Genomic DNA, 22,003 nt, shown 5'->3' on the forward strand with positions numbered 1-22,003 from the left:
AGCCGCCTCTCGGGGACAATCGTCCCTGGGAGGCGGCCTTCAGCCTTCGTCCGCGCTCTCTGTGAAGCGGGGCCGAGCAGCCCCGGGACCGCGTAGACTGGTGGTGACCCACGGCTGAGCGAGGATCCGTCCCGACGGTTCCCGCCATGTCGCACATCGTTTTGACCGTCCTGACGGCAAGCGGTAGCCTGTGTGATTGTGCCCGTGAGTCGACGGGTCGCACATGTGTGTGCGGCGCCCGGTTCCGCAGACGAGGACCTACGGTGCGCGGCGCATGTGAACCCCCTCCCATGATTCGGCCTTTCGGTCGGGTGTGATCTCGTTTTCGCCATGCGCGGGAACGAACGCGACACGCCCGACATCGGGGGTCGGGGAGGTTCGGGAAATCCAGCAGGTCAATAGCGATATCGGCTACGAGAACCGGCGTAGGTCACGAGGAAGACGGAGACGCGGTGCCCACCATCCAGCAGCTGGTCCGCAAGGGCCGACAGGACAAGGTCGCAAAGAACAAGACCCCGGCGCTGAAGGGGAGTCCGCAGCGTCGTGGTGTGTGCACTCGTGTCTACACCACCACGCCCAAGAAGCCGAACTCCGCTCTGCGCAAGGTCGCCCGAGTCAAGCTGAGCAGCCAGATCGAGGTCACGGCCTACATCCCCGGCATCGGCCACAACCTGCAGGAGCACAGCATCGTGCTCGTGCGCGGTGGTCGTGTGAAGGACCTGCCGGGTGTCCGTTACCGCATCGTGCGCGGCTCGCTCGACACTCAGGGTGTCCGTAACCGCAAGCAGGCGCGTAGCCGTTACGGCGCCAAGAAGGAGAAGTAAGCATGCCGCGCAAGGGCCCGGCGCCGAAGCGCCAGCTCATCACCGACCCGGTCTACGGCTCGCCGCTCGTCACCGCACTGATCAACAAGGTGCTGCTCGACGGCAAGCGCTCCATCGCCCAGAGCGTCGTCTACGACGCCCTGGAGGGTGCTCGCGAGAAGACCGGCCAGGACCCGCTCGTCGTCCTGAAGCGGGGTCTGGACAACGTCAAGCCCGCGCTCGAGGTCCGCAGCCGCCGCGTCGGCGGCGCGACCTACCAGGTGCCGGTCGAGGTTCGCGCCTCCCGGTCCACCACGCTGGCCCTGCGCTGGCTGGTCTCCTACGCGCGCCAGCGTCGCGAGAAGACCATGACCGAGCGCCTGATGAACGAGCTGGTCGACGCCAGCAACGGTCTCGGCGCGGCCGTCAAGAAGCGTGAGGACACGCACAAGATGGCCGAGTCGAACAAGGCCTTCGCGCACTACCGCTGGTAATTCCGGCGGGTTCGAAACAGACCGAGGGACGACGAGCCTCATGGCTGCCAAAACTGTTCTTGACCTGGCCAAGGTCCGCAACATCGGGATCATGGCTCACATCGACGCTGGTAAGACCACGACGACTGAGCGGATCCTCTACTACACCGGTGTGACCCACAAGGTGGGCGAGGTCCACGATGGCGCTGCCACGATGGACTGGATGAAGGAGGAGCAGGAGCGGGGTATCACCATTACCTCGGCTGCTACCACCACCCACTGGGACGACCACACCATCAACATCATCGACACGCCCGGCCACGTCGACTTCACGGTCGAGGTCGAGCGGTCGCTGCGTGTGCTCGACGGTGCCGTCGCGGTCTTCGACGCCAAGGAGGGCGTTGAGCCCCAGTCGGAGCAGGTCTGGCGCCAGGCGGACCGCTACGGCGTCCCGCGTATCTGCTTCGTCAACAAGATGGACAAGATCGGCGCCGAGTTCCAGCGCTGTGTCGACATGTTCCGTGAGCGCCTCGGCGCCAACGCCATGCCGATCCAGCTCAACATCGGCGCCGAGAGCGACTTCAAGGGCGTCATCGACCTCGTTCGCATGAAGGCCTACGTCTGGAACGACGAGGCCGCGCTCGGCGAGATGTACGACACGGTCGAGATCCCCGAGAGCCACGCCGACGCCGCCCGCGAGGCCCGCGACCAGTTCATCGAGACGCTGGCCGAGGCCGACGACGAGATCATGGAGATGTACCTGGAGGGCCAGGAGCCCACCGTGGAACAGCTCGTCCCCGCGATCCGCCGCGCGACCATCGCCGGTACGGCCGTCCCGGTCGTGTGCGGCACCGCGTTCAAGAACAAGGGCGTGCAGCCCCTGCTCGACGCGGTCACCGCCTACCTCCCCTCGCCGCTGGACGTCGAGGGCGTCGAGGGTCACGACCCCAAGGACGAGACCGAGGAGACCAAGCTCGTCCGCAAGCCGAGCAACGACGAGCCGCTGTCGGCCCTGGTCTTCAAGATCATGAGCGACCCGCACCTGGGCAAGCTGACCTACGTGCGTGTCTACTCCGGCGTTCTCCAGGCGGGCACCCAGGTGCTCAACAGCCTCAAGGGCCGCAAGGAGCGCATCGGCAAGATCTACCGCATGCACTCCAACAAGCGCGAGGAGATCTCCGAGGTCGGCGCCGGCGACATCGTCGCCGTCATGGGCCTCAAGGACACCACGACCGGTGAGACCCTGTGCGACCAGGCGAACCCGATCGTGCTGGAGTCCATGACCTTCCCGGCTCCGGTCATCGAGGTGGCCATCGAGCCCAAGACCAAGAGCGACCAGGAGAAGCTGGGCATCGCGATCCAGCGCCTCGCGGACGAGGACCCCTCGTTCCAGGTCGCCACGGACGACCAGACCGGTCAGACCGTGATCTCGGGCATGGGCGAGCTGCACCTCGAGGTGCTCGTCAACCGCATGCGCGACGAGTTCAAGGTCGAGGCGAACATCGGCAAGCCGCAGGTGGCCTACCGCGAGACCATTCGCAAGAAGGTCGAGGGGCACACCTACACCCACAAGAAGCAGACCGGTGGGTCGGGCCAGTTCGCCAAGGTCAAGATCGACATCGAGCCCCTGGAGACCGAGAGCGGCGACGCCTCGGGCTACGAGTTCGTCAACGCCGTCACCGGTGGCCGCATCCCGAGGGAGTACATCCCCTCGGTCGACGCCGGCTGCCAGGAGGCCGCCGAGCTGGGCGTGCTCGCGCACTACCCGCTCGTCGGCGTCAAGGTGACGCTCCAGGACGGCCAGTACCACGAGGTCGACTCCTCCGAGATGGCCTTCAAGACCGCCGGTTCGATCGCCTTCAAGGAGGCGGTCAAGCTGGCCAAGCCGACTCTCCTGGAGCCGGTCATGGCTGTCGAGGTCACCACCCCCGAGGAGTACATGGGTGACGTGATCGGCGACCTGAACTCCCGCCGTGGACAGATCCAGTCCATGGACGAGCGTTCCGGCGTCCGTATCGTCAAGGCCCAGGTGCCCCTCTCCGAAATGTTCGGCTACGTGGGTGACCTGCGCAGCCGCACGCAGGGTCGAGCCAACTACTCGATGGTGTTCGACTCCTACGCGGAGGTTCCGTCCGCTGTCGCCCAAGAAATTGTGGCGAAGGTCCGCGGCGAATAGTCGCGAACACGTAACCAGCCCGCTCCCCGTCCACGCGGGGAGCGAGCACCAGACAGCTCTGTACGTCTAGGAGACATCCAGTGGCGAAAGCAAAGTTCGAGCGGACTAAGCCGCACGTCAACATCGGCACCATCGGTCACATCGACCACGGCAAGACCACGCTGACCGCGGCCATCACCAAGGTGCTGCACGACGCGTACCCGGACCTGAACCCGTTCACGCCGTTCGAGGACATCGACAACGCTCCTGAGGAGCGCGAGCGCGGTATCACCATCTCCGTCGCCCACGTCGAGTACCAGACCGAGGCGCGTCACTACGCCCACGTGGACTGCCCCGGTCACGCCGACTACGTGAAGAACATGATCACCGGTGCGGCGCAGATGGACGGCGCCATCCTGGTCGTGGCCGCCACCGACGGCCCGATGCCGCAGACCAAGGAGCACGTGCTCCTGGCCCGCCAGGTCGGCGTGCCCTACATCGTGGTGGCCCTGAACAAGGCCGACATGGTGGACGACGAGGAGATCTTCGAGCTCGTCGAGCTCGAGGTCCGTGAGCTCCTCAGCGAGTACGAGTTCCCCGGCGACGACGTTCCCGTCACCAAGGTCTCCGCGCTCAAGGCGCTGGAGGGCGACGAGGAGTGGGGCAAGTCCGTCCTGGAGCTCATGGGCACCGTGGACCAGTTCATCCCCGAGCCCGAGCGTGACACCGAGAAGCCCTTCCTCATGCCGATCGAGGACGTCTTCTCGATCACCGGTCGCGGCACCGTCGTCACCGGTCGCATCGAGCGCGGCATCGTCAACGTCAACGAGACCGTCGACATCGTCGGTATCAAGGACGAGAAGCAGACCACCACGGTCACCGGTGTCGAGATGTTCCGCAAGCTGCTCGACCAGGGCCAGGCCGGCGACAACGTCGGTCTGCTCCTGCGCGGCATCAAGCGCGAGGACGTCGAGCGCGGCCAGGTCGTCATCAAGCCCGGCACGACCACCCCGCACACCGAGTTCGAGGCCCAGGTCGTCATCCTGTCCAAGGACGAGGGTGGCCGCCACACGCCGTTCTTCAACAACTACCGCCCGCAGTTCTACTTCCGCACCACGGACGTCACCGGCGTCGTGACGCTGCCGGAGGGCACCGAGATGGTCATGCCCGGTGACAACACCGAGATGACCGTCCAGCTCATCCAGCCCGTCGCGATGGAGGACGGCCTGAAGTTCGCCATCCGCGAGGGTGGCCGGACCGTGGGCGCGGGTCGCGTCACGAAGATCCTCAAGTAGTACCCGCGCGGGGGCGGCCCCTTCGGAGCCGTCCCCGCCGTGGTGGGCGGGCCGTGGGTCCACGGCCCGCCCACCAGCACACAAGACGTCATCGGGCTCTGTGACGGTGACGCACCGCAGGGGCAAGCCCTGTTGCGGTTTCTCAAGGGAATAGGGGCTCACGGCTACAACGGCGGATCCGCCGGGCCTGGGCGTCTGTGACCGGGAACAGCTCACCGTTACGGACACTGAAGCGAAGGACGAACAGGCCACATGGCGGGACAGAAGATCCGCATTCGGCTAAAGGCCTATGACCACGAGGTCATCGACAGCTCGGCTCGCAAGATCGTCGAGACTGTGACGCGAACTGGCGCACAGGTCGCGGGCCCGGTGCCGCTGCCGACGGAGAAGAACGTTTACTGCGTCATCCGATCGCCGCACAAGTACAAGGACTCGCGCGAGCACTTCGAGATGCGCACGCACAAGCGGCTGATCGACATCATCGACCCCACGCCGAAGACGGTCGACTCGCTCATGCGACTCGACCTCCCGGCGGGCGTTGACATCGAGATCAAGCTTTAAGGACGCACAGACATGGCCACCAAGCAGATCAAGGGAGTTCTGGGCGAAAAGCTCGGCATGACCCAGGTCTTCGACGACGCGGGCAAGATGGTGCCCGTGACGGTTCTGAAGGCCGGTCCGTGCGTCGTGAGCCGCATCCGGACTCCGGACACCGATGGCTACTCCGCCATCCAGCTCGGCTACGGGCAGATCAACCCGCGCAAGGTCAACAAGCCGCTCGGCGACTACCTGCGCAGCCACGACCTGACCCCGCGCCGCCACTACGTCGAGGTCCGCACGACCGACGCCACCGAGTACACGCTCGGCCAGGAGGTCACCGCGGACAGCTTCGAGACCGGCCAGAAGGTCGACGTCACGGGCAAGAGCAAGGGCAAGGGCTTCGCGGGTGTGATGAAGCGCCACGGTTTCCGCGGCCTCTCCGCCTCGCACGGTACCCAGCGCAAGCACCGCTCGCCCGGCTCCATCGGCGGTTGCGCCACGCCCGGCCGCGTGTTCAAGGGCATGCGGATGGCCGGTCGCATGGGCAACGTGCGCAAGACCGTCCAGAACCTGACCGTTCACTCCGTCGACGCGGAGAAGGGACTCATCCTGGTCAAGGGTGCCGTCCCCGGTCCCAACGGCGGTCTGGTGCTCGTCCGCACCGCTGTGAAGGGGGACAAGTAAGCCATGGCCCAGATCGAGGTCAAGAACCCCGAGGGCGGCACCAAGGGCAGCGTCGAGCTGCCGGACACCGTCTTCGCCCAGCAGGTCAGCATCCCGCTGATCCACCAGGTCGTGAACGCCCAGCTCGCCGCTGGCCGTCAGGGCACGCACGCCACCAAGACCCGCGGCGACGTCCGCGGCGGTGGCAAGAAGCCCTACCGCCAGAAGGGCACGGGCCGGGCCCGCCAGGGTTCCATCCGCGCCCCGCAGTACACCGGCGGCGGCACGGTCCACGGACCCCAGCCGCGCGACTACAGCCAGCGCACCCCCAAGAAGATGAAGGCCGCCGCCCTGCGCGGAGCCCTCTCGGACCGGGCGCGCCACGGCCGCATCCACGTCGTCAGCCAGTTCGTGGCCGAGGACCTGGAGAGCAAGTTCACGCAGACCGCTCTGAAGGCGCTGCGCCAGGTCACCGAGTCCGACAAGGTCCTGGTGGTGCTGGCCCGCGACGACGAGCACAACCGGCGCGCCCTGCGCAACGTCGAAGAGGTGCACATCCTCGACGCGGACCAGGTGAACACCTACGACGTCCTGTACTCGGACGACGTGGTCTTCACCGAGGCGGGCTACGCCGAGTTCCTGGCCCACGCGGCCGGTGCCTCCAAGGCCGCGCAGTCCGAGGAGGACGACCAGTGAGGATCGCCGACCACCGGGACATCATCGTCGAGCCGGTGATCTCCGAGAAGAGCTACGGGCTCATGGACGAGAACAAGTACACGTTCATCGTCCGCCCGGACGCCAACAAGACCCAGATCAAGATCGCGATCGAGAAGATCTTCGAGGTGAAGGTCACGAGCGTGAACACGATCAACCGTAAGGGCAAGCGCAAGCGCACCCGCTTCGGTTACGGGAAGCGTCCCGACACCAAGCGCGCGATCGTCAGCGTCGCCGAGGGCGACCGGATCGACATCTTCGGTGTCTGACCTCTCCCGGGTCTGACCGCTACACACCAAGCAACACGTAAAGGAATGCGCGAAGAAGATGGGCATTCGTAAGTACAAGCCGACGACACCGGGTCGTCGCGGCTCCAGCGTGAGCGACTTCGTCGAGATCACGCGCTCGGAGCCCGAGAAGTCCCTGGTGCGTCCGCTCCACTCCAAGGGCGGTCGCAACGGCCACGGCCGGATCACCGCCCGCCACCAGGGCGGTGGCCACAAGCGCGCCTACCGCGTGATCGACTTCCGTCGTCACGACAAGGACGGCGTGCCGGCCAAGGTCGCCCACATCGAGTACGACCCGAACCGCACCGCGCGCATCGCGCTGCTCCACTACGTGGACGGCGAGAAGCGCTACATCCTGGCTCCGGCCGGCCTCAAGCAGGGCGACCGGATCGAGAACGGTCCGCAGTCCGACATCAAGCCCGGCAACTGCCTCCCGCTGCGCAACATCCCCACGGGTACGTTCGTGCACGCGGTCGAGCTGAAGCCGGGCGGCGGCGCCAAGCTGGGCCGCTCCGCGGGCTCGCAGATCCAGCTCCTGGCCAAGGAGGGCAAGTACGCCACGCTGCGTATGCCCTCCGGTGAGATGCGCATGGTGGAGATCACCTGCCGCGCCACCGTCGGCCAGGTGGGCAACGCCGAGCAGTCCAACATCAACTGGGGCAAGGCCGGCCGCTCCCGCTGGAAGGGCAAGCGCCCGACCGTCCGCGGTGTCGTGATGAACCCGGTCGACCACCCCCACGGTGGTGGTGAGGGCAAGACCTCCGGTGGCCGCCACCCGGTCAGCCCCTGGGGTAAGAAGGAAGGCCGGACCCGGGCCAAGAACAAGGCCAGCGACAAGCTCATCGTGCGGCGTCGGCGTAGCGGTAAGAAGAAGCGGTAAGGAGCACGTCTGATGCCACGTAGCCTTAAGAAGGGTCCCTTCGTCGACGACCACCTCATCAAGAAGGTGGAGTCGCAGAACGAGAAGGGGACCAAGAACGTCATCAAGACGTGGTCCCGGCGGTCCATGATCGTTCCGGAGATGATCGGTCACACGATCGCCGTCCACGACGGCCGCAAGCACGTCCCCGTGTTCGTGTCCGAGTCGATGGTCGGCCACAAGCTCGGTGAGTTCGCTCCCACGCGTACTTTCCGCAGCCACGTCAAGGAAGACCGCCGTAGCCGCCGTTAGCGGTTGCAGCAGCAGAAAGAACCATTTCTCCACGGTGAGTGGAGATGAATTTCCGTGAGCGAGGGAAAAGCGATGGGAACGAGGGCACAGGCACGGTTCGTCCGTGTTACGCCCCGAAAGGCCCGCCGGGTGGTGGACCTTATTCGCGGGTTGCCCGCTGACGAGGCACAGGCGGTGCTCCGGTTCGCGCCCCAGTCGGCGAGCGAGCCTGTTGGCAAGGTGCTGGCTAGCGCCATCGCCAACGCCGAGCACAACGACAAGCTGGACCGCGGGACGCTGGTGGTCGAACGCGCGTGGGTGGACGAGGGTCCGACCCTGAAGCGCATTCGTCCGCGAGGCTTCGGCCGCGCCTTCCGGGTGACCAAGCGCACGAGCCACATCACCGTGGTCGTCGCTGAGCGCTCGGGCGCCTCGTCCAAGACGAAGGAAAGGACCCGATAGTGGGGCAGAAGGTAAACCCGCACGGGTTCCGCCTCGGAGTCACCACCGACTTCAAGAGCCGTTGGTACGCCGACAAGTCCTACAAGGACTACGTCAAGGAAGACGTCGCGATCCGTCGGATGCTGACCCGCGGCATGGAGCGCGCGGGCATCTCCAAGGTGGAGATCGAGCGCACCCGTGACCGCGTCCGCGTCGACGTCTACACCGCCCGGCCGGGCATCGTCATCGGCCGCCGCGGCGTCGAGGCCGACCGCATCCGGACCGACCTGGAGAAGCTGACCGGCAAGCAGGTCCAGCTGAACGTCTTCGAGGTCAAGAACCCCGAGATCGACGCGCAGCTCGTCGCCCAGGGCGTCGCCGAGCAGCTGAGCAGCCGCGTGGCCTTCCGCCGCGCGATGCGCAAGGCCATGCAGACCGCGATGAAGAGCGGTGCCAAGGGCATCCGCATCCAGTGCGGTGGCCGTCTGGGCGGGGCCGAGATGTCGCGCTCGGAGTTCTACCGCGAGGGCCGTGTGCCCCTGCACACCCTGCGCGCCGACATCGACTACGGCTTCTTCGAGGCCCGTACGACCTTCGGCCGCATCGGTGTGAAGGTCTGGATCTACAAGGGTGACGCGCCCGCCACCCGCGCCGAGCGTGAGGCGGCCCAGGCCGCGCAGCGCTCCGCCGGTGGCGGCGGTGGCGGTGGCGGCGGTCAGCGCCGCGAGCGCCCCCAGCGTCGTCGTCGCGGCGGTGCCGGTGGCGGCCAGCCGCAGAACGCCGAGGCCAAGGCCCCGGCCGAGTCCGCGAAGTCCGAGGGGAGCTGACCAGTGCTTATTCCTCGTAAGGTCAAGTACCGCAAGCAGCACCACCCGGATCTGCGCGGCAAGGCCAAGGGCGGCACGACGGTCACTTTCGGTGAGTTCGGCATCCAGGCCCTGGAGTCGGCCTACGTGACGAACCGTCAGATCGAGTCCGCTCGTATCGCCATGACGCGTCACATCAAGCGTGGCGGCAAGGTGTGGATCAACATCTTCCCGGACCGCCCGCTGACCAAGAAGCCCGCCGAGGTCCGCATGGGTTCCGGTAAGGGTTCCCCGGAGTGGTGGGTCGCGCCGGTCAAGCCCGGTCGCGTGATGTTCGAGCTGTCGGGCGTGCCCGAGGCCATCGCCAAGGAGGCGATGCGCCGTGCGATGCACAAGCTCCCGATGAAGTGCAAGTTCGTTACGCGGGAGGGGGAGTGATGGCCAAGTCCGTGACTGCCCATGAGCTCCGTGACCAGTCCGTCGAGGACCTGGTCGCCAAGCTCAAGGAAGCCAAGGAAGAGCTGTTCAACCTCCGCTTCCAGGCCGCCACCGGCCAGCTCGACAACCACAGCCGACTGCGTACCGTCAAGCGCGAGATCGCCCGGATCTACACGATCCTGCGTGAGCACGAGCTGGGTATCGCCCCGCTGTCTGGTGAGTCGGCGCAGGAGAAGGAAGCAGCCGAATGAGTGAGAACCAGACCGCGACCCGCAACTACCGCAAGGTGCGCGAGGGCTACGTCGTCAGCGACAAGATGGACAAGACCGTCGTCGTCGAGGTCGAGGACCGCATCACGCACGCCAGGTACGGCAAGGTCATCCGTCGCACGTCCAAGTACAAGGCGCACGACGAGGCGAACTCCTGTGGCGTGGGCGACCTGGTCCGACTGATGGAGACCAGGCCGCTCTCCGCGACCAAGCGCTGGCGCGTCGTGGAGATCCTGGAGAAGGCTAAGTAACCCCAGCCTGTCGGCGGCCGGCACCCGTGCCGGCCGCCGATCCCGGGGGTGAGACCACCTAGCCGTGCGGCAGTGGACCGCACGCATCACATCAGGAGCAGACGTGATTCAGCAGGAGTCGCGACTCAAGGTCGCCGACAACACGGGTGCCAAGGAGATCCTCACCATCCGTGTTCTCGGTGGCTCGGGTCGGCGCTACGCCGGGATCGGCGACACGATCGTCGCCACGGTGAAGGACGCCCTGCCTGGCGCTGGAGTCAAGAAGGGCGACGTCGTCAAGGCCGTTGTCGTGCGCACCGTCAAGGAGCGCCGCCGGCCCGACGGCTCCTACATCCGCTTCGATGAGAACGCTGCCGTGCTCATCAAGGACGGTGGGGACCCGCGAGGCACCCGCATCTTCGGCCCGGTCGGCCGCGAGCTGCGTGACAAGAAGTACATGCGCATCATTTCGCTGGCGCCGGAGGTGCTCTAAGCGATGAAGATCAAATCTGGCGACGAGGTCATCGTTCTCGCCGGCAAGAACCGGGGTGCCACCGGCAAGGTCGTCAAGGCCCTGCCGAAGGAAGACCGTGTCGTTGTCGAGGGCGTCAACCTGGTCAAGAAGCACAGGAAGGCCAACCCGGCGGGCGGCCAGCAGGGCGAGGTCGTCACCAAGGAGGCCCCGATCCACGTGAGCAACGTTGCGCTCGTGGAGGACGGCAAGGCCACCCGGGTCGGCTACCGCTTCGAGGAAGACGGAACCAAGGTTCGCGTCTCCCGCCGCACCGGTAAGGACATCTGATGACGGTTACCAACGACATCACCGCCCCTCCGATGCCGCGGCTCAAGGAGAAGTACCGTAACGAGATCGTTGCCGCCCTCAAGGAGGAGCACGGCATCGGCAACATCATGCAGGTCCCCGGTCTGACGAAGATCGTGGTCAACATGGGTGTTGGCGAAGCGGCTCGTGACGCGAAGCTGATCCAGGGCGCGATCGCCGACCTGTCGGCGATCACCGGCCAGAAGCCGCGGATCAACCGGGCCAAGAACTCCATCGCGCAGTTCAAGCTGCGCGAGGGTCAGCCGATCGGCGCCAGCGTCACGCTGCGCGGCGACCGGATGTGGGAGTTCCTCGACCGGCTGCTCTCCCTGGCCCTGCCCCGTATCCGGGACTTCCGCGGCCTGTCCCCGAAGCAGTTCGACGGGAACGGCAACTACACCTTCGGGCTGACCGAGCAGGTCATGTTCCACGAGGTGGACCCGGACAAGGTCGACCGGCAGCGTGGGATGGACATCACGGTCGTCACCACCGCCACGAGCGACGAACAGGGCCGCAGCCTGCTCAAGCGGCTCGGTTTCCCGTTCAAGGAAGCCTGAGGGGTAAGCACACATGGCTAAGAAGTCCCTGATCGCGAAGTCGCAGCGGAAGCCGAAGTTCGGCGTTCGTGCGTATACTCGATGCTCGCGGTGCGGCCGCCCGCGCGCCGTCTTCCGGAAGTTCGGCCTGTGCCGTATCTGCTTCCGTGAGATGGCCCACCGGGGCGAGCTGCCCGGTATCACCAAGTCGAGCTGGTAGTTTCCGGCGGGGCCGACCGTTCGCCCACCCCTGGGCGCACGGAGTCGGCCCCCCGAAGCGCCATCCTCGGCGCGTACAGCGTCCGTGACCGCACGATGCGGCACGGTCCGGCAACATCCAACCACCAGGGCACGGCAGTCCCGAAGGGGACCGCGGTGCCCACGACCACGCCGTAGGTCCGTTTGTGCACCTTCGCGGGAGTACCCGCGCAAGGGCAGGCTCTGGGAAAGCCCGCACTCGGAAACCGCGGTGAGGAAGGGCCAGTCGGCCATGACGATGACCGACCCGATCGCAGACATGCTCACGCGTCTGCGCAACGCGAATTCGGCTTACCACGACACCGTGGCGATGCCGTATTCCAAGATCAAGGCGCACATCGCCGAGATCCTCCAGCAGGAGGGCTTCATTCAGGGCTGGCGGACCGAGGAGGCCCCCGTGGGCCAGAACCTCGTCCTGGACCTGAAGTACGGCCCCACCCGGGAGCGTTCCATCGCGGGCATCCGCCGGGTCTCCAAGCCCGGTCTGCGGGTGTACGCCAAGAAGGAGAACCTGCCGCGGGTGCTGGGTGGCCTCGGCGTGGCGATCATTTCGACGTCCGGCGGCCTGATGACCGAAAAGCAGGCCAAGAAGCGTGGCGTGGGCGGCGAAGTCCTCGCCTACGTCTGGTAACAGGGAGAGATTGAAGCATGTCGCGAATCGGTCGACTGCCGCTCTCGGTCCCCAAGGGCGTCGAAGTCACGATTAACGGGCAGGACGTCACCGTCAAGGGTCCGAAGGGCGAGCTGAAGCACACCGTCGCCGAGCCGATCACCGTGGCCCTGGAGGACGGGGTCGTCACGGTGGCGCGTCCGGACGACAAGCCGGAGAACCGCTCGCTGCACGGTCTGACCCGTGCGCTCATCGCCAACCTCGTCGAGGGCGTGGCCAAGGGCTACACCAAGACGCTGGAGATCCACGGCGTGGGTTACCGCGTCCAGGCCCGCGGCTCCAACCTGGAGTTCTCGCTGGGCTACAGCCACCCCGTCGTGGTCGAGCCCCCCGCGGGCATCAGCTTCCGCGTGGAGAAGCCGACCATCCTCCACGTCGAGGGCATCGACAAGCAGCTGGTGGGCCAGGTCGCCGCGAACATCCGCGGTCTGCGTAAGCCTGACCCGTACAAGGCCAAGGGCGTGCGGTACCAGGGTGAGCACATCCGCCGCAAGGCCGGAAAGGCTGGTAAGTAGGCATGGGTAGCACCGTGAGCCGCAAGCGGACCACCAAGCGCGCCACCTCCCGTGCGCGCCGCCAGTTCCGCGTCCGCAAGAAGGTCGTGGGTACCGCCGAGCGTCCGCGTCTGGCCGTCTTCCGCTCCTCCAAGCACATCGTCGCGCAGGTGATCGACGACACCAGGGGTCACACCCTGGCCGCCGCCTCCAGCGTCGAGGCCGACCTGCGCGCCGACGAGGGCACCAAGTCCGACAAGTCCGTCAAGGTCGGTCAGCTCATCGCCGAGCGCGCCAAGGCCGCCGGTGTCTCCACGGTCGTCTTCGACCGCGGCGGCAACCAGTACGCCGGTCGTATCGCCAAGCTCGCCGACGCGGCGCGCGAGGGCGGGCTGGAGTTCTAGCGATGACCTCTGCAACGGCCAAGATCAACCACGAGAAGAGGAACCACTGATGGCTGCAGCACCGCGGCGCGGCGCCGGTGGCGAGCGGCGTGATCGCCGTGACGATCGCCGCGGCGGCGCCGCAGACAAGGGTGTCTCCTACATCGAGAAGGTCGTGACCATCAACCGGGTCGCGAAGGTCGTCAAGGGCGGCCGTCGCTTCTCCTTCACCGCCCTGGTCGTCGTCGGTGACGGCAACGGCATGGTCGGTGTCGGTTACGGCAAGGCCAAGGAGGTCCCGGCCGCGATCGCCAAGGGTGTCGAGGAGGCGAAGAAGAACTTCTTCCGCGTCCCCCGCATCCAGGGCACGATCGTGCACCGGGTCCAGGGCGAGGACGCGGCCGGCGTCGTCCTGCTCCGTCCGGCCGCCCCGGGTACCGGCGTTATCGCCGGTGGCCCCGTGCGCGCCGTGCTGGAGTGCGCCGGCATCCACGACGTGCTGAGCAAGTCGCTCGGCTCGTCCAACCCGCTGAACATCGTGCACGCCACCGTGGCGGCTCTGAAGGGCATCAACCAGCCCGAGGAGATCGCCGCCCGCCGTGGCCTGCCGATCGAGGACGTCGCCCCGGCTGCCATGCTGCGTGCTCGCGCTGAGGCGAAGGCAGGAGCCTGACCATGGCCAAGCTCAAGATCACGCAGACCCGCTCCAAGATCGGCGGCAAGGTGAAGCAGCACGCTGCTCTCCAGTCGCTGGGCCTGGGCCGGATCGGCAAGTCCACCGTCCGTGAGGACCGCCCTGAGGTTCGCGGGCAGATCACGATCGTCGCGCACCTCGTCTCTGTCGAGGAGGTTGCCGAATGAGCGACTACAACCCCGACGAGCTGCTCAAGCTGCACCACCTGCGTCCCGCCCCGGGCTCCAACAAGGCCAAGATCCGCAAGGGTCGTGGCGAGGCGTCCAAGGGCAAGACCGCAGGTCGCGGCACCAAGGGCACGAAGGCTCGTAACACCGTGCGTCCCGGCTTCGAGGGCGGGCAGATGCCCCTCATCCGCCGGGTGCCCAAGCTCAAGGGCTTCAGCAACGCCCGGTTCAAGACGACCTACCAGGTCGTCAACCTGGACCGGCTGAGCGAGCTCTACCCCGAGGGTGGCGAGGTCACCGTCGAGAGCCTGGTCGCCAAGGGCGCGGTTCGCAAGAACCAGCCCGTCAAGGTGCTGGGCACGGGTGAGATCTCCGTCGCCGTGCAGGTGAGCGCGCACGCGTTCTCCTCCTCGGCGAAGGAGAAGATCTCCGCCGCCGGTGGTTCCACCACCGAGCTGTAGGGGTCTTCCCCGCGATGAGCGACTGGGGGCGTTCGCCCGGCAGGTCTAGGACCGGCTGGCGGACGCCCCCACGCGTTGTGAGCGGTGATCGTTATGACTCACGAACTCAACTGCCGAGTGATCACTGTTACAGTGCCATCTGTTTGAGTTCATCGCTTGACGTACTGTGAATACTTCCGAGCAACGGGCGACCGCCCGGAGCTGACGTTCTACGACGATTCAGGATCGGCCGCGATGTCTGGAACCCGTTCCGCCGCCGAAGCTGCGCAGGAGGAGACGTGCTAGGTGCGTTCGTTCGTGCATTCCGCACGCCCGACCTGCGCAACAAGCTGCTGTTCACACTGTTCATCCTGACGATCTTCCGTCTGGGCTCGGTGATCCCGGCGCCGGGTATCAACTCCGCGGCGATCAGGGACCAGATGGAGGCGATCACCTCCTCGGACCAGTCCGGTGTGTACGCGCTCGTCAACCTGTTCAGCGGCGGTGCCCTGCTGCAACTGGCGGTGTTCGCGCTCGGGGTCATGCCGTACATCACCGCGAGCATCATCATCAACCTGCTCACGGTGGTGATCCCCCGTCTGGAGGCCCTCAAGAAGGAGGGCCAGTCCGGACAGAGCAAGATCACCCAGTACACCCGCTACCTGACGCTCATGCTCGGTGTCCTCCAGGCCACCAGCATCGTCGCCATGGCCCGGACGGGCGCCCTGTTCCAGGGGGCCATCCCGGTCAGCTCCTACATGCCCAACCAGGACATCCTCACCCTGGTGACCATCGTGTTCACGATGACGGCCGGTACCGCCATCATCATGTGGTTCGGCGAGCTCATCACCGAGCGCGGCGTGGGCAACGGCATGTCGCTGCTGATCTTCACCCAGGTCATCGCGATGTTCCCCTCCTCCATGATCGCGCTGTTCCAGGAGCGCTCGATCTGGGTCTTCTCCCTCATCTGCATCGCCGGCCTGGTGCTCATCACCGCGGTGGTCTTCATGGAGCAGGCCCAGCGCCGCATCCCGGTGCAGTACGCCAAGCGCATGGTCGGCCGCCGCATGTACGGCGGCAGCTCGACCTACATCCCGCTGAAGGTGAACCAGGCGGGCATCATCCCCGTGATCTTCGCCTCCTCGCTGCTGTACCTGCCGCAGCTGCTCGTGGGACTCATGGGACAGGACTCCACCCATCCCGTGGTGACCTTCGTGCAGGACTACTTCCTCACCGGCACCCACCCCGTGTACATGGCGACGTTCTTCGTCATGATCATCGGCTTCGCGTTCTTCTACGTGGCGATTACCTTCAACCCCGCTGAGGTCGCCGACAACATGAAGAAGTACGGTGGGTTCATCCCGGGTATCCGACCAGGGCGTCCGACCGCCGAGTACCTCGACTACGTGCTGACGAGGCTGACGACCCCCGGATCCCTGTACCTGGGTGTGATCGCTCTCCTGCCGATGGTCGCCCTCGGCGCCACCGGCGCCAGTGCGAACTTCCCCTTCGGAGGGACGAGCATCCTGATCATGGTCGGCGTCGGGCTGGACACGGTGAAGCAGATCGAGAGTCACCTCCAGCAGAGGAACTACGAAGGTTTTCTGCGATAAATGCGAGCAGTATTGGTGGGGCCGCCTGGGGCCGGCAAGGGCACCCAGGCCCAGATCCTCGCGTCCGAGCTGTCGATCCCCAAGGTGTCCACGGGCGACATCTTCCGGGCCAACGTCAGCGGCAAGACCGACCTCGGCAAGAAGGCCAAGGAGTACATGGACCGCGGTGACCTCGTCCCCGACGAGGTCACCAACGCCATGGTCAGGGACCGACTGGCGCAGGAGGACGCCGCCGCGGGCTTCCTGCTCGACGGCTTCCCGCGCAACGTCCCGCAGGCCGAGACGCTCAAGGGCATCCTCGCCGACCTCGACACCACCCTGGACGTCGTCCTGGAGCTGAGGGTGGACGAGGAGGAGGTCGTCAAACGCCTCTCGGGCCGCCGCTCGTGCCCCGAGTGCGGCCAGGTGTACCACGTGGAGTACGACGCCCCGAAGGTCGAGGGCAGGTGCGACAACGAGGGCGCCGAGCTGTACCAGCGCGAGGACGACCGCGAGGAGACCATCCGGCACCGCCTGGAGGTCTACCGGGAGCAGACGGCTCCGCTGGTGCAGTTCTACGAGGCCGAGGGCCTGCTGGCCACCATCGCCGCCACGGGGTCCGTGGAGGAGGTGACGGCCCGCGCCAAGGCCGCCATCGACAAGGTCGGGGCCGGCTCCTGATGTTCGGCAAGAACGATCCGGACGTGCAGATCAAGACGCCGGAGCAGATCGCCAGGATGAGGGCGGCGGGCCAGGTCGTGGCCCGCGCCCTGGACACCCTCCGGGCCGCGGTGCGGCCCGGGGTGTCGACCCTGGAGCTGGACTCCCTCGCGGAGAAGGTCATCCGCGACGCGGGCGCCGTCCCCTCCTTCAAGGGCTACCACGGTTTCCCGGGCTCCATCTGCGCCTCGGTGAACGAGGAGGTCGTCCACGGCATCCCCAGCGCGCAGCGGGTGCTGGCCGAGGGCGACATCATCTCCGTCGACTGCGGGGCCATCCTGGAGGGTTGGCACGGCGACTCGGCGATCACCGTCGCGGTCGGCGAGGGCCGCCCCGAGGACCTGCGCATGATGGAGGTCTGCGAGGAGTCCATGTGGCAGGGGATCGCCGAACTGCGTCCGGGCAGGCGCTTGGGTGACATCGGCCACGCGATCGGCGGCCACATCTCCCGCAACGGCGGCTACGGCAACGTCCGCGAGTACGGCGGCCACGGCATCGGCACCGAGATGCACATGGACCCGCACGTGCTCAACTACGGCAAGCGCGGCAAGGGCATGCGGCTGGTCGAGGGCATGTGCCTGGCCATCGAGCCGATGACCACCCTGGGCCGCCACGACGTGGTGCAGCTCGACGACGGCTGGACCGTGGTGACGCGCGACGGCGGTCGCGCCGCGCACTTCGAGCACACGGTCGCGGTGACCGCGGACGGGCCCGTCGTGCTGACCGCGCGCGAGTCCGATCGCGATAAAATCGCCGACATGGGGTTCGTCCAGCCGACCTGGTAGGGGTCTCGTCCCGCGCGGAGCGCGGGGGCCGCTTCCGGGTGAAGATGCGAGGTGCGCGCAGTGTCCGACCCGGTGCCGTCGATACGAACGTCCGACGCGGAACGCGACCGCGTGGCCCAGCTCCTCCAGGAGCACTTCGCCCAGGGGCGGCTGGACCACGAGGAGTTCACCGACCGCCTCGGCCGCGTCTACAAGGCCAGGACCACGGATGAGCTGGCCACGGTCACCAACGACCTCCCCGAGCGCGACCTCGCGGACATCCGCGGGGCCTCCTCCCGGGACGAGGAGTTCGCGGTGGCCCCTCCGATCAGCATGCGCGACCCGGCGCTGATGGTGCCGTGGGCCCTCTACGCCGGGGTCAACATCCTGTGCTTCGTCATCTGGCTGATCCTGTTCCTCACCACCGACTACGACTACCCGTGGTTCCTGTGGGTCATGGGGCCGTGGGGCATCGTGATGGGCATGGTGACCGTGGGGGTCCTGGCCGGGCAGAAGTACCACTCCGAAGGCGACGGGACGCCCTAGGGCGCAGGCCCGTGCCCGCCCGCGTTCCGGTGCGGTAGTGTGCTCCGTTCGGCGGTTAGGAGCACTTGCCGGAAGGGGATAGACTGTCCATGCCCATACGCGGGCTGTTGGGTCAGTCTGCCTTCTTCGCGCCACGTCCTCCAACCGACGTTCGCCTTTTGCAGTTGGCCTGAACTTCCAGTGTCCCTCGGCGTCGGTGACGGCCATCCGCCGTTGCCGGGGCCGTAGCGTCATGCGGGGCCACTGGGGTCGCGTCGGGTTGTCCTGATCAACCAAACGATGAGCGAGGCGTGGAAGGACATGGCCAAGAAAGACGGCGCCATCGAGATCGAGGGTTCCGTTGTCGAGTCCCTACCCAACGCTATGTTCAAGGTAGAGCTCGACAACGGGCACCAGGTCCTTGCCCACATCAGCGGCAAGATGCGGATGAACTACATCCGTATTCTCCCCGACGACCGGGTCGTCGTGGAGCTGAGCCCGTACGACCTCACGCGCGGGCGCATCGTTTACCGCTACAAGTAGCCCCTCACGGGCCTCGCGGCCCGGGAGAGTATGAGTTCGGAGTCACCATGAAGGTCAAGCCGAGCGTGAAGAAGATCTGCGCGAAGTGCCGCGTGATCCGCCGTAACGGCCGGATCATGGTCATTTGCTCGGACCCGCGGCACAAGCAGCGCCAGGGTTAGTCACCCCCGCTCCGCTCGCCGCGGCTTCACACACCGCGATCGGCCCGGCCGGTGCGTCAGCACCGCACCGGGCGCACGACACAACGAAAACCTGTTCCGACTCCCGCCGCCAGTGCGGCGCGGGAGCCACCCCCGGTCGGAGGCCGGGGCCTCGTCGATTGGGCGACGAGAGGGTGGAACGGGCCAGACCTCCGCATAGGGCATTAGGAGTCTCGCCCACATGGCACGTATCGAAGGCGTTGACCTTCCCCGCGACAAGCGGGTGGAGATCGCTCTCACGTACATCTTCGGGATCGGGCGCACCCGCGCCCTGGAGACCCTGAAGAGCACCGGCGTCGACGGCAACACGCGCGTCTACGAGCTGACCGAGGAAGACCTCGTCAAGCTGCGCGAGTGGATCGGCTCGAACTACCAGGTCGAGGGTGACCTGCGCCGTGAGGTGCAGGGCGACATCCGCCGCAAGATGGAGATCGGTAGCTACCAGGGCATCCGCCACCGCCGTGGGCTCCCGGTCCGCGGTCAGCGCACGCAGACCAACGCGCGCACCCGCAAGGGCAAGAAGAAGACCGTGGCCGGTAAGAAGAAGGCCGGTAAGAAGTAGTCCGCTCGGACTGGACTGTAAACACGCGTCCGGGAACGACAACGGACCGATGATCTCTGGGAGTTTCGCTCATGCCGCCTAAGGGCCGTCAGGGTGCCGCGCGCAAGGTGCGCCGCAAGGAAAAGAAGAACATTGTCCACGGGCACGCTCACATCAAGAGCACGTTCAACAACACGATCGTGAGCATCACCGACCCGACCGGTGCCGTGATCTCGTGGGCCAGCTCCGGCCAGGTGGGCTTCAAGGGTTCGCGCAAGTCGACCCCCTACGCCGCGCAGATGGCCGCCGAGGCCGCTGCCCGCCGCGCCCAGGAGCACGGCGTCCGCAAGGTGGACGTCTTCGTGAAGGGCCCGGGCTCGGGCCGGGAGACCGCCATCCGCTCGCTCCAGGCGACCGGGCTGGAGGTCGGCTCCATCCAGGACGTGACGCCGGTTCCGCACAACGGCTGCCGTCCGCCCAAGCGCCGCCGGGTCTGATCCCGCACCGGCGCCCGCGCACCTACCCGCGCGGGCGCCGCGCCTGGTTCCGCGCGCTCCCCTGCGGGGGGACCGCGCGGACGGGGTAGGAATCCGAGTAGTGGACACCGATGTGGTGTCCGCCGGGTGGCCGTCAAATAGCGGGCGGCCATGTGGAAGGGAAGACACGGACCATGTTGATCGCACAGCGTCCCACGCTCACCGAGGAAGCCTCCTCGGACCTGCGCTCGAAGTTCGTCATCGAGCCGCTGGAGCCGGGCTTCGGCTACACCATCGGCAACTCGCTTCGGCGCACCCTGCTGTCCTCCATCCCCGGCGCGGCTGTCACGAGCATCCGCATCGAGGGCGTCGAGCACGAGTTCACCACCGTGCCCGGTGTCAAGGAGGACGTCACCGAGATGATCCTCAACCTCAAGGGCCTGGTCGTCAGCTCCGAGCACGACGAGCCGGTGCTGATGTACCTGCGCAAGCAGGGCCCCGGTGTGGTGACCGCCGCGGACATCGCTCCGCCGGCCGGTGTCGAGGTGCACAACCCCGACCTGCACATCGCCACGCTCAACGGCAAGGGCAAGCTGGAGATGGAGCTGACGGTCGAGCGCGGCCGCGGCTACGTCTCGGCGACGCAGAACAAGCAGGCGGGACAGGAGATCGGCCGCATCCCGATCGACTCCATCTACTCCCCGGTCCTGCGTGTGACCTACAAGGTCGAGGCCACCCGTGTCGAGCAGCGCACCGACTTCGACCGCCTGATCGTGGACATCGAGACCAAGCCGGCCATCCGTCCCCGGGACGCGGTCGCCAGCGCGGGCAAGACCCTGGTCGAGCTGTTCGGTCTGGCGCGTGAGCTCAACGTCGACGCCGAGGGCATCGACATGGGCCCGTCGCCCACGGACGCCGCCCTGGCGGCGGACCTGGCGCTGCCGATCGAGGACCTCAACCTCACGGTCCGGTCCTACAACTGCCTCAAGCGTGAGGGCATCCACAGCGTCGGTGAGCTGGTTGCCCGCTCCGAGCAGGACCTGTTGGACATCCGCAACTTCGGTGCCAAGTCCATCGACGAGGTCAAGCAGAAGCTCGTCGACATGGGCCTGTCGCTGAAGGACTCCCCGCCCGGATTCGACCCCAGCTCGGCGGCCGACTCCTACAGCTCCGAGGACGACGAGGGCGAGTCCTTCGTCGAGACGGAGCAGTACTAACCGACCTTCGTCGCCCACATGGTCCCCGGCCGAGTGCGGCCGCGGACCGCATCACTAGGAGAACGACACCATGCCCACGCCTACCAAGGGCGCCCGTCTGGGTTCCGGGCCCGCTCACGAGCGGCACATCCTGGCGAACCTCGCCACCTCGCTGTTCCAGCACGGCCGCATCCGCACCACCGAGGCCAAGGCCAAGCGCCTGCGCCCGTACGCGGAGAAGCTGATCACCCTCGGCAAGCGCGGTGACCTGCACGCCCGCCGCCAGGTCCTGACCAAGATCACGGACAAGGCCGTCGTGCACGAGCTCTTCACCGAGATCGGCCCGCGCTACGAGAACCGTCCCGGTGGCTACACCCGGATCACCAAGATCGGTCCGCGCAAGGGTGACAACGCCCCGATGGCCGTGATCGAGCTGGTCGAGGCCCTGAGCGCCCAGGCCGCCGCCCCGGCCGCCAAGTCGGCGGCGCAGGAGGCCGAGGAGCCCAAGGCCGACGCGACCACCGCCGTGGCGGACGAGGCCGGCGACCAGCCGGCGGAGGACACCACCTCCGACCAGACCGCCAAGGCCGACGAGACGGCCCAGGCGGAGGGCCCGGCTGACGACAAGTAGCGTGCGGGGCGCGGGGACGCGAACGCGTCCCGCGCACGCACCGCTCGGCGAGTGCCCGATCCCCGCGGGGGTCGGGCACTCGTCTTTTT

At 66.9% G+C, this 22,003-nt stretch carries 35 protein-coding genes; all 35 read left to right on the plus strand.

Annotated elements, in window-relative coordinates:
• Positions 1-452 precede the first annotated feature (452 nt).
• Entirely contained in the window at positions 453-824 is a 372-nt protein-coding gene (gene rpsL, locus G011_RS0120310; protein ID WP_013156106.1) for a 30S ribosomal protein S12, read from the plus strand.
• Positions 825-826: 2 nt separating this feature from the next.
• Positions 827-1,297 carry a 30S ribosomal protein S7 gene (gene rpsG / locus G011_RS0120315; RefSeq protein WP_013156107.1) on the plus strand — a complete coding sequence of 157 codons (471 nt, stop codon included), beginning with the start codon at positions 827-829 and terminating at the stop codon, positions 1,295-1,297.
• Between the two features lie 40 nt (positions 1,298-1,337).
• Positions 1,338-3,452, plus strand: coding sequence for an elongation factor G (gene fusA, locus G011_RS0120320; protein WP_026338479.1), 2,115 nt, complete (start codon positions 1,338-1,340; stop codon positions 3,450-3,452).
• An 80-nt stretch (positions 3,453-3,532) separates the two neighbouring features.
• A complete protein-coding gene (tuf, locus tag G011_RS0120325) occupies positions 3,533-4,726 on the plus strand; it encodes an elongation factor Tu (RefSeq protein WP_019610093.1) in 1,194 nt (397 codons plus the stop codon).
• Between the two features lie 252 nt (positions 4,727-4,978).
• A complete protein-coding gene (gene rpsJ / locus G011_RS0120330; protein WP_013156110.1) occupies positions 4,979-5,287 on the plus strand; it encodes a 30S ribosomal protein S10 in 309 nt (102 codons plus the stop codon).
• A 12-nt stretch (positions 5,288-5,299) separates the two neighbouring features.
• Positions 5,300-5,950, plus strand: a complete 651-nt coding sequence (gene rplC / locus G011_RS0120335) for a 50S ribosomal protein L3 (protein WP_019610094.1) — start codon at positions 5,300-5,302, stop codon at positions 5,948-5,950.
• A 3-nt stretch (positions 5,951-5,953) separates the two neighbouring features.
• Positions 5,954-6,625: a 50S ribosomal protein L4 gene (gene rplD, locus G011_RS0120340; RefSeq protein ID WP_013156112.1), complete on the plus strand. Its 672-nt coding sequence runs from the start codon at positions 5,954-5,956 to the stop codon at positions 6,623-6,625.
• Positions 6,622-6,912 carry a 50S ribosomal protein L23 gene (gene rplW / locus G011_RS0120345; protein WP_013156113.1) on the plus strand — a complete coding sequence of 97 codons (291 nt, stop codon included), beginning with the start codon at positions 6,622-6,624 and terminating at the stop codon, positions 6,910-6,912. Before rplD ends, rplW begins: the two co-directional genes overlap by 4 nt.
• Before the next feature lie 58 nt (positions 6,913-6,970).
• A complete protein-coding gene (gene rplB, locus G011_RS0120350; RefSeq protein WP_026115213.1) occupies positions 6,971-7,810 on the plus strand; it encodes a 50S ribosomal protein L2 in 840 nt (279 codons plus the stop codon).
• A 12-nt stretch (positions 7,811-7,822) separates the two neighbouring features.
• Positions 7,823-8,101, plus strand: a complete 279-nt coding sequence (rpsS, locus tag G011_RS0120355; protein ID WP_013156115.1) for a 30S ribosomal protein S19 — start codon at positions 7,823-7,825, stop codon at positions 8,099-8,101.
• A gap of 72 nt (positions 8,102-8,173) precedes the next feature.
• Entirely contained in the window at positions 8,174-8,542 is a 369-nt protein-coding gene (gene rplV, locus G011_RS0120360; protein ID WP_013156116.1) for a 50S ribosomal protein L22, read from the plus strand.
• On the plus strand, positions 8,542-9,348 hold the full coding sequence (gene rpsC, locus G011_RS0120365; protein WP_013156117.1) for a 30S ribosomal protein S3: 807 nt from the start codon (positions 8,542-8,544) through the stop codon (positions 9,346-9,348). Before rplV ends, rpsC begins: the two co-directional genes overlap by 1 nt.
• 3 nt (positions 9,349-9,351) lie before the next feature.
• On the plus strand, positions 9,352-9,765 hold the full coding sequence (rplP, locus tag G011_RS0120370) for a 50S ribosomal protein L16 (protein ID WP_013156118.1): 414 nt from the start codon (positions 9,352-9,354) through the stop codon (positions 9,763-9,765).
• Positions 9,765-10,016: a 50S ribosomal protein L29 gene (gene rpmC / locus G011_RS0120375; protein ID WP_013156119.1), complete on the plus strand. Its 252-nt coding sequence runs from the start codon at positions 9,765-9,767 to the stop codon at positions 10,014-10,016. The genes rplP and rpmC overlap by 1 nt, the downstream gene beginning before the upstream one ends.
• On the plus strand, positions 10,013-10,285 hold the full coding sequence (rpsQ, locus tag G011_RS0120380) for a 30S ribosomal protein S17 (protein WP_013156120.1): 273 nt from the start codon (positions 10,013-10,015) through the stop codon (positions 10,283-10,285). Before rpmC ends, rpsQ begins: the two co-directional genes overlap by 4 nt.
• A gap of 103 nt (positions 10,286-10,388) precedes the next feature.
• Positions 10,389-10,757 (plus strand): 50S ribosomal protein L14, encoded by a 369-nt coding sequence (gene rplN, locus G011_RS0120385; RefSeq protein ID WP_013156121.1) that lies wholly within the window; start codon positions 10,389-10,391, stop codon positions 10,755-10,757.
• Between the two features lie 3 nt (positions 10,758-10,760).
• A complete protein-coding gene (rplX, locus tag G011_RS0120390; RefSeq protein WP_013156122.1) occupies positions 10,761-11,066 on the plus strand; it encodes a 50S ribosomal protein L24 in 306 nt (101 codons plus the stop codon).
• Entirely contained in the window at positions 11,066-11,641 is a 576-nt protein-coding gene (gene rplE, locus G011_RS0120395; RefSeq protein WP_013156123.1) for a 50S ribosomal protein L5, read from the plus strand. Before rplX ends, rplE begins: the two co-directional genes overlap by 1 nt.
• 13 nt (positions 11,642-11,654) lie before the next feature.
• The gene (locus G011_RS0120400; RefSeq protein WP_013156124.1) at positions 11,655-11,840 is read left to right on the plus strand and encodes a type Z 30S ribosomal protein S14; all 186 of its coding nucleotides are present in this window, start codon (positions 11,655-11,657) and stop codon (positions 11,838-11,840) included.
• Positions 11,841-12,110: 270 nt separating this feature from the next.
• Positions 12,111-12,509, plus strand: coding sequence for a 30S ribosomal protein S8 (rpsH, locus tag G011_RS0120405; RefSeq protein ID WP_013156125.1), 399 nt, complete (start codon positions 12,111-12,113; stop codon positions 12,507-12,509).
• A gap of 17 nt (positions 12,510-12,526) precedes the next feature.
• Positions 12,527-13,063: a 50S ribosomal protein L6 gene (rplF, locus tag G011_RS0120410; RefSeq protein ID WP_013156126.1), complete on the plus strand. Its 537-nt coding sequence runs from the start codon at positions 12,527-12,529 to the stop codon at positions 13,061-13,063.
• Positions 13,064-13,065: 2 nt separating this feature from the next.
• Positions 13,066-13,446 (plus strand): 50S ribosomal protein L18, encoded by a 381-nt coding sequence (rplR, locus tag G011_RS0120415; RefSeq protein WP_019610096.1) that lies wholly within the window; start codon positions 13,066-13,068, stop codon positions 13,444-13,446.
• A 49-nt stretch (positions 13,447-13,495) separates the two neighbouring features.
• Positions 13,496-14,098, plus strand: a complete 603-nt coding sequence (gene rpsE / locus G011_RS0120420) for a 30S ribosomal protein S5 (protein ID WP_013156128.1) — start codon at positions 13,496-13,498, stop codon at positions 14,096-14,098.
• Positions 14,099-14,100: 2 nt separating this feature from the next.
• Positions 14,101-14,286, plus strand: coding sequence for a 50S ribosomal protein L30 (gene rpmD / locus G011_RS0120425; RefSeq protein ID WP_013156129.1), 186 nt, complete (start codon positions 14,101-14,103; stop codon positions 14,284-14,286).
• The gene (gene rplO / locus G011_RS0120430; protein WP_013156130.1) at positions 14,283-14,747 is read left to right on the plus strand and encodes a 50S ribosomal protein L15; all 465 of its coding nucleotides are present in this window, start codon (positions 14,283-14,285) and stop codon (positions 14,745-14,747) included. The genes rpmD and rplO overlap by 4 nt, the downstream gene beginning before the upstream one ends.
• 278 nt (positions 14,748-15,025) lie before the next feature.
• On the plus strand, positions 15,026-16,339 hold the full coding sequence (gene secY / locus G011_RS0120435; RefSeq protein ID WP_019610097.1) for a preprotein translocase subunit SecY: 1,314 nt from the start codon (positions 15,026-15,028) through the stop codon (positions 16,337-16,339).
• Positions 16,340-16,999: an adenylate kinase gene (locus G011_RS0120440; protein WP_174547181.1), complete on the plus strand. Its 660-nt coding sequence runs from the start codon at positions 16,340-16,342 to the stop codon at positions 16,997-16,999.
• Positions 16,999-17,823 (plus strand): type I methionyl aminopeptidase, encoded by an 825-nt coding sequence (gene map, locus G011_RS0120445; protein WP_013156133.1) that lies wholly within the window; start codon positions 16,999-17,001, stop codon positions 17,821-17,823. Before G011_RS0120440 ends, map begins: the two co-directional genes overlap by 1 nt.
• Before the next feature lie 60 nt (positions 17,824-17,883).
• The gene (locus G011_RS0120450; RefSeq protein WP_019610099.1) at positions 17,884-18,348 is read left to right on the plus strand and encodes a DUF1707 domain-containing protein; all 465 of its coding nucleotides are present in this window, start codon (positions 17,884-17,886) and stop codon (positions 18,346-18,348) included.
• Positions 18,349-18,648: 300 nt separating this feature from the next.
• Entirely contained in the window at positions 18,649-18,870 is a 222-nt protein-coding gene (gene infA, locus G011_RS0120455) for a translation initiation factor IF-1 (RefSeq protein ID WP_013156135.1), read from the plus strand.
• 47 nt (positions 18,871-18,917) lie between these two features.
• Entirely contained in the window at positions 18,918-19,031 is a 114-nt protein-coding gene (gene rpmJ / locus G011_RS31265) for a 50S ribosomal protein L36 (protein WP_013156136.1), read from the plus strand.
• Positions 19,032-19,251: 220 nt separating this feature from the next.
• A complete protein-coding gene (gene rpsM, locus G011_RS0120460; RefSeq protein WP_013156137.1) occupies positions 19,252-19,632 on the plus strand; it encodes a 30S ribosomal protein S13 in 381 nt (126 codons plus the stop codon).
• Positions 19,633-19,703: 71 nt separating this feature from the next.
• Positions 19,704-20,108 carry a 30S ribosomal protein S11 gene (rpsK, locus tag G011_RS0120465; RefSeq protein WP_013156138.1) on the plus strand — a complete coding sequence of 135 codons (405 nt, stop codon included), beginning with the start codon at positions 19,704-19,706 and terminating at the stop codon, positions 20,106-20,108.
• A 173-nt stretch (positions 20,109-20,281) separates the two neighbouring features.
• Entirely contained in the window at positions 20,282-21,304 is a 1,023-nt protein-coding gene (locus G011_RS0120470; protein ID WP_013156139.1) for a DNA-directed RNA polymerase subunit alpha, read from the plus strand.
• A gap of 70 nt (positions 21,305-21,374) precedes the next feature.
• Positions 21,375-21,914, plus strand: coding sequence for a 50S ribosomal protein L17 (gene rplQ / locus G011_RS0120475; RefSeq protein WP_019610101.1), 540 nt, complete (start codon positions 21,375-21,377; stop codon positions 21,912-21,914).
• The last annotated feature ends 89 nt before the right edge of the window (positions 21,915-22,003 follow it).

The sequence above is a fragment of the Nocardiopsis sp. CNS-639 genome, from assembly GCF_000381685.1.
In the GTDB taxonomy this organism is placed as follows: domain Bacteria; phylum Actinomycetota; class Actinomycetes; order Streptosporangiales; family Streptosporangiaceae; genus Nocardiopsis; species Nocardiopsis dassonvillei.

Coding starts and splice junctions, on each gene's coding strand:
- rpsG (WP_013156107.1), top strand. CDS start 827: ATGCCGCGCAAGGGCCCGGCGCCGAAGCGCCAGCTCATCACCGACCCG.
- fusA (WP_026338479.1), top strand. CDS start 1,338: ATGGCTGCCAAAACTGTTCTTGACCTGGCCAAGGTCCGCAACATCGGG.
- rpsJ (WP_013156110.1), top strand. CDS start 4,979: ATGGCGGGACAGAAGATCCGCATTCGGCTAAAGGCCTATGACCACGAG.
- rplC (WP_019610094.1), top strand. CDS start 5,300: ATGGCCACCAAGCAGATCAAGGGAGTTCTGGGCGAAAAGCTCGGCATG.
- rplD (WP_013156112.1), top strand. CDS start 5,954: ATGGCCCAGATCGAGGTCAAGAACCCCGAGGGCGGCACCAAGGGCAGC.
- rplB (WP_026115213.1), top strand. CDS start 6,971: ATGGGCATTCGTAAGTACAAGCCGACGACACCGGGTCGTCGCGGCTCC.
- rpsS (WP_013156115.1), top strand. CDS start 7,823: ATGCCACGTAGCCTTAAGAAGGGTCCCTTCGTCGACGACCACCTCATC.
- rplV (WP_013156116.1), top strand. CDS start 8,174: ATGGGAACGAGGGCACAGGCACGGTTCGTCCGTGTTACGCCCCGAAAG.
- rpmC (WP_013156119.1), top strand. CDS start 9,765: ATGGCCAAGTCCGTGACTGCCCATGAGCTCCGTGACCAGTCCGTCGAG.
- rpsQ (WP_013156120.1), top strand. CDS start 10,013: ATGAGTGAGAACCAGACCGCGACCCGCAACTACCGCAAGGTGCGCGAG.
- rplX (WP_013156122.1), top strand. CDS start 10,761: ATGAAGATCAAATCTGGCGACGAGGTCATCGTTCTCGCCGGCAAGAAC.
- rplE (WP_013156123.1), top strand. CDS start 11,066: ATGACGGTTACCAACGACATCACCGCCCCTCCGATGCCGCGGCTCAAG.
- G011_RS0120400 (WP_013156124.1), top strand. CDS start 11,655: ATGGCTAAGAAGTCCCTGATCGCGAAGTCGCAGCGGAAGCCGAAGTTC.
- rpsH (WP_013156125.1), top strand. CDS start 12,111: ATGACGATGACCGACCCGATCGCAGACATGCTCACGCGTCTGCGCAAC.
- rplF (WP_013156126.1), top strand. CDS start 12,527: ATGTCGCGAATCGGTCGACTGCCGCTCTCGGTCCCCAAGGGCGTCGAA.
- rplR (WP_019610096.1), top strand. CDS start 13,066: ATGGGTAGCACCGTGAGCCGCAAGCGGACCACCAAGCGCGCCACCTCC.
- rpsE (WP_013156128.1), top strand. CDS start 13,496: ATGGCTGCAGCACCGCGGCGCGGCGCCGGTGGCGAGCGGCGTGATCGC.
- rpmD (WP_013156129.1), top strand. CDS start 14,101: ATGGCCAAGCTCAAGATCACGCAGACCCGCTCCAAGATCGGCGGCAAG.
- rplO (WP_013156130.1), top strand. CDS start 14,283: ATGAGCGACTACAACCCCGACGAGCTGCTCAAGCTGCACCACCTGCGT.
- G011_RS0120440 (WP_174547181.1), top strand. CDS start 16,340: ATGCGAGCAGTATTGGTGGGGCCGCCTGGGGCCGGCAAGGGCACCCAG.
- map (WP_013156133.1), top strand. CDS start 16,999: ATGTTCGGCAAGAACGATCCGGACGTGCAGATCAAGACGCCGGAGCAG.
- infA (WP_013156135.1), top strand. CDS start 18,649: ATGGCCAAGAAAGACGGCGCCATCGAGATCGAGGGTTCCGTTGTCGAG.
- rpmJ (WP_013156136.1), top strand. CDS start 18,918: ATGAAGGTCAAGCCGAGCGTGAAGAAGATCTGCGCGAAGTGCCGCGTG.
- rpsM (WP_013156137.1), top strand. CDS start 19,252: ATGGCACGTATCGAAGGCGTTGACCTTCCCCGCGACAAGCGGGTGGAG.
- rpsK (WP_013156138.1), top strand. CDS start 19,704: ATGCCGCCTAAGGGCCGTCAGGGTGCCGCGCGCAAGGTGCGCCGCAAG.
- G011_RS0120470 (WP_013156139.1), top strand. CDS start 20,282: ATGTTGATCGCACAGCGTCCCACGCTCACCGAGGAAGCCTCCTCGGAC.
- rplQ (WP_019610101.1), top strand. CDS start 21,375: ATGCCCACGCCTACCAAGGGCGCCCGTCTGGGTTCCGGGCCCGCTCAC.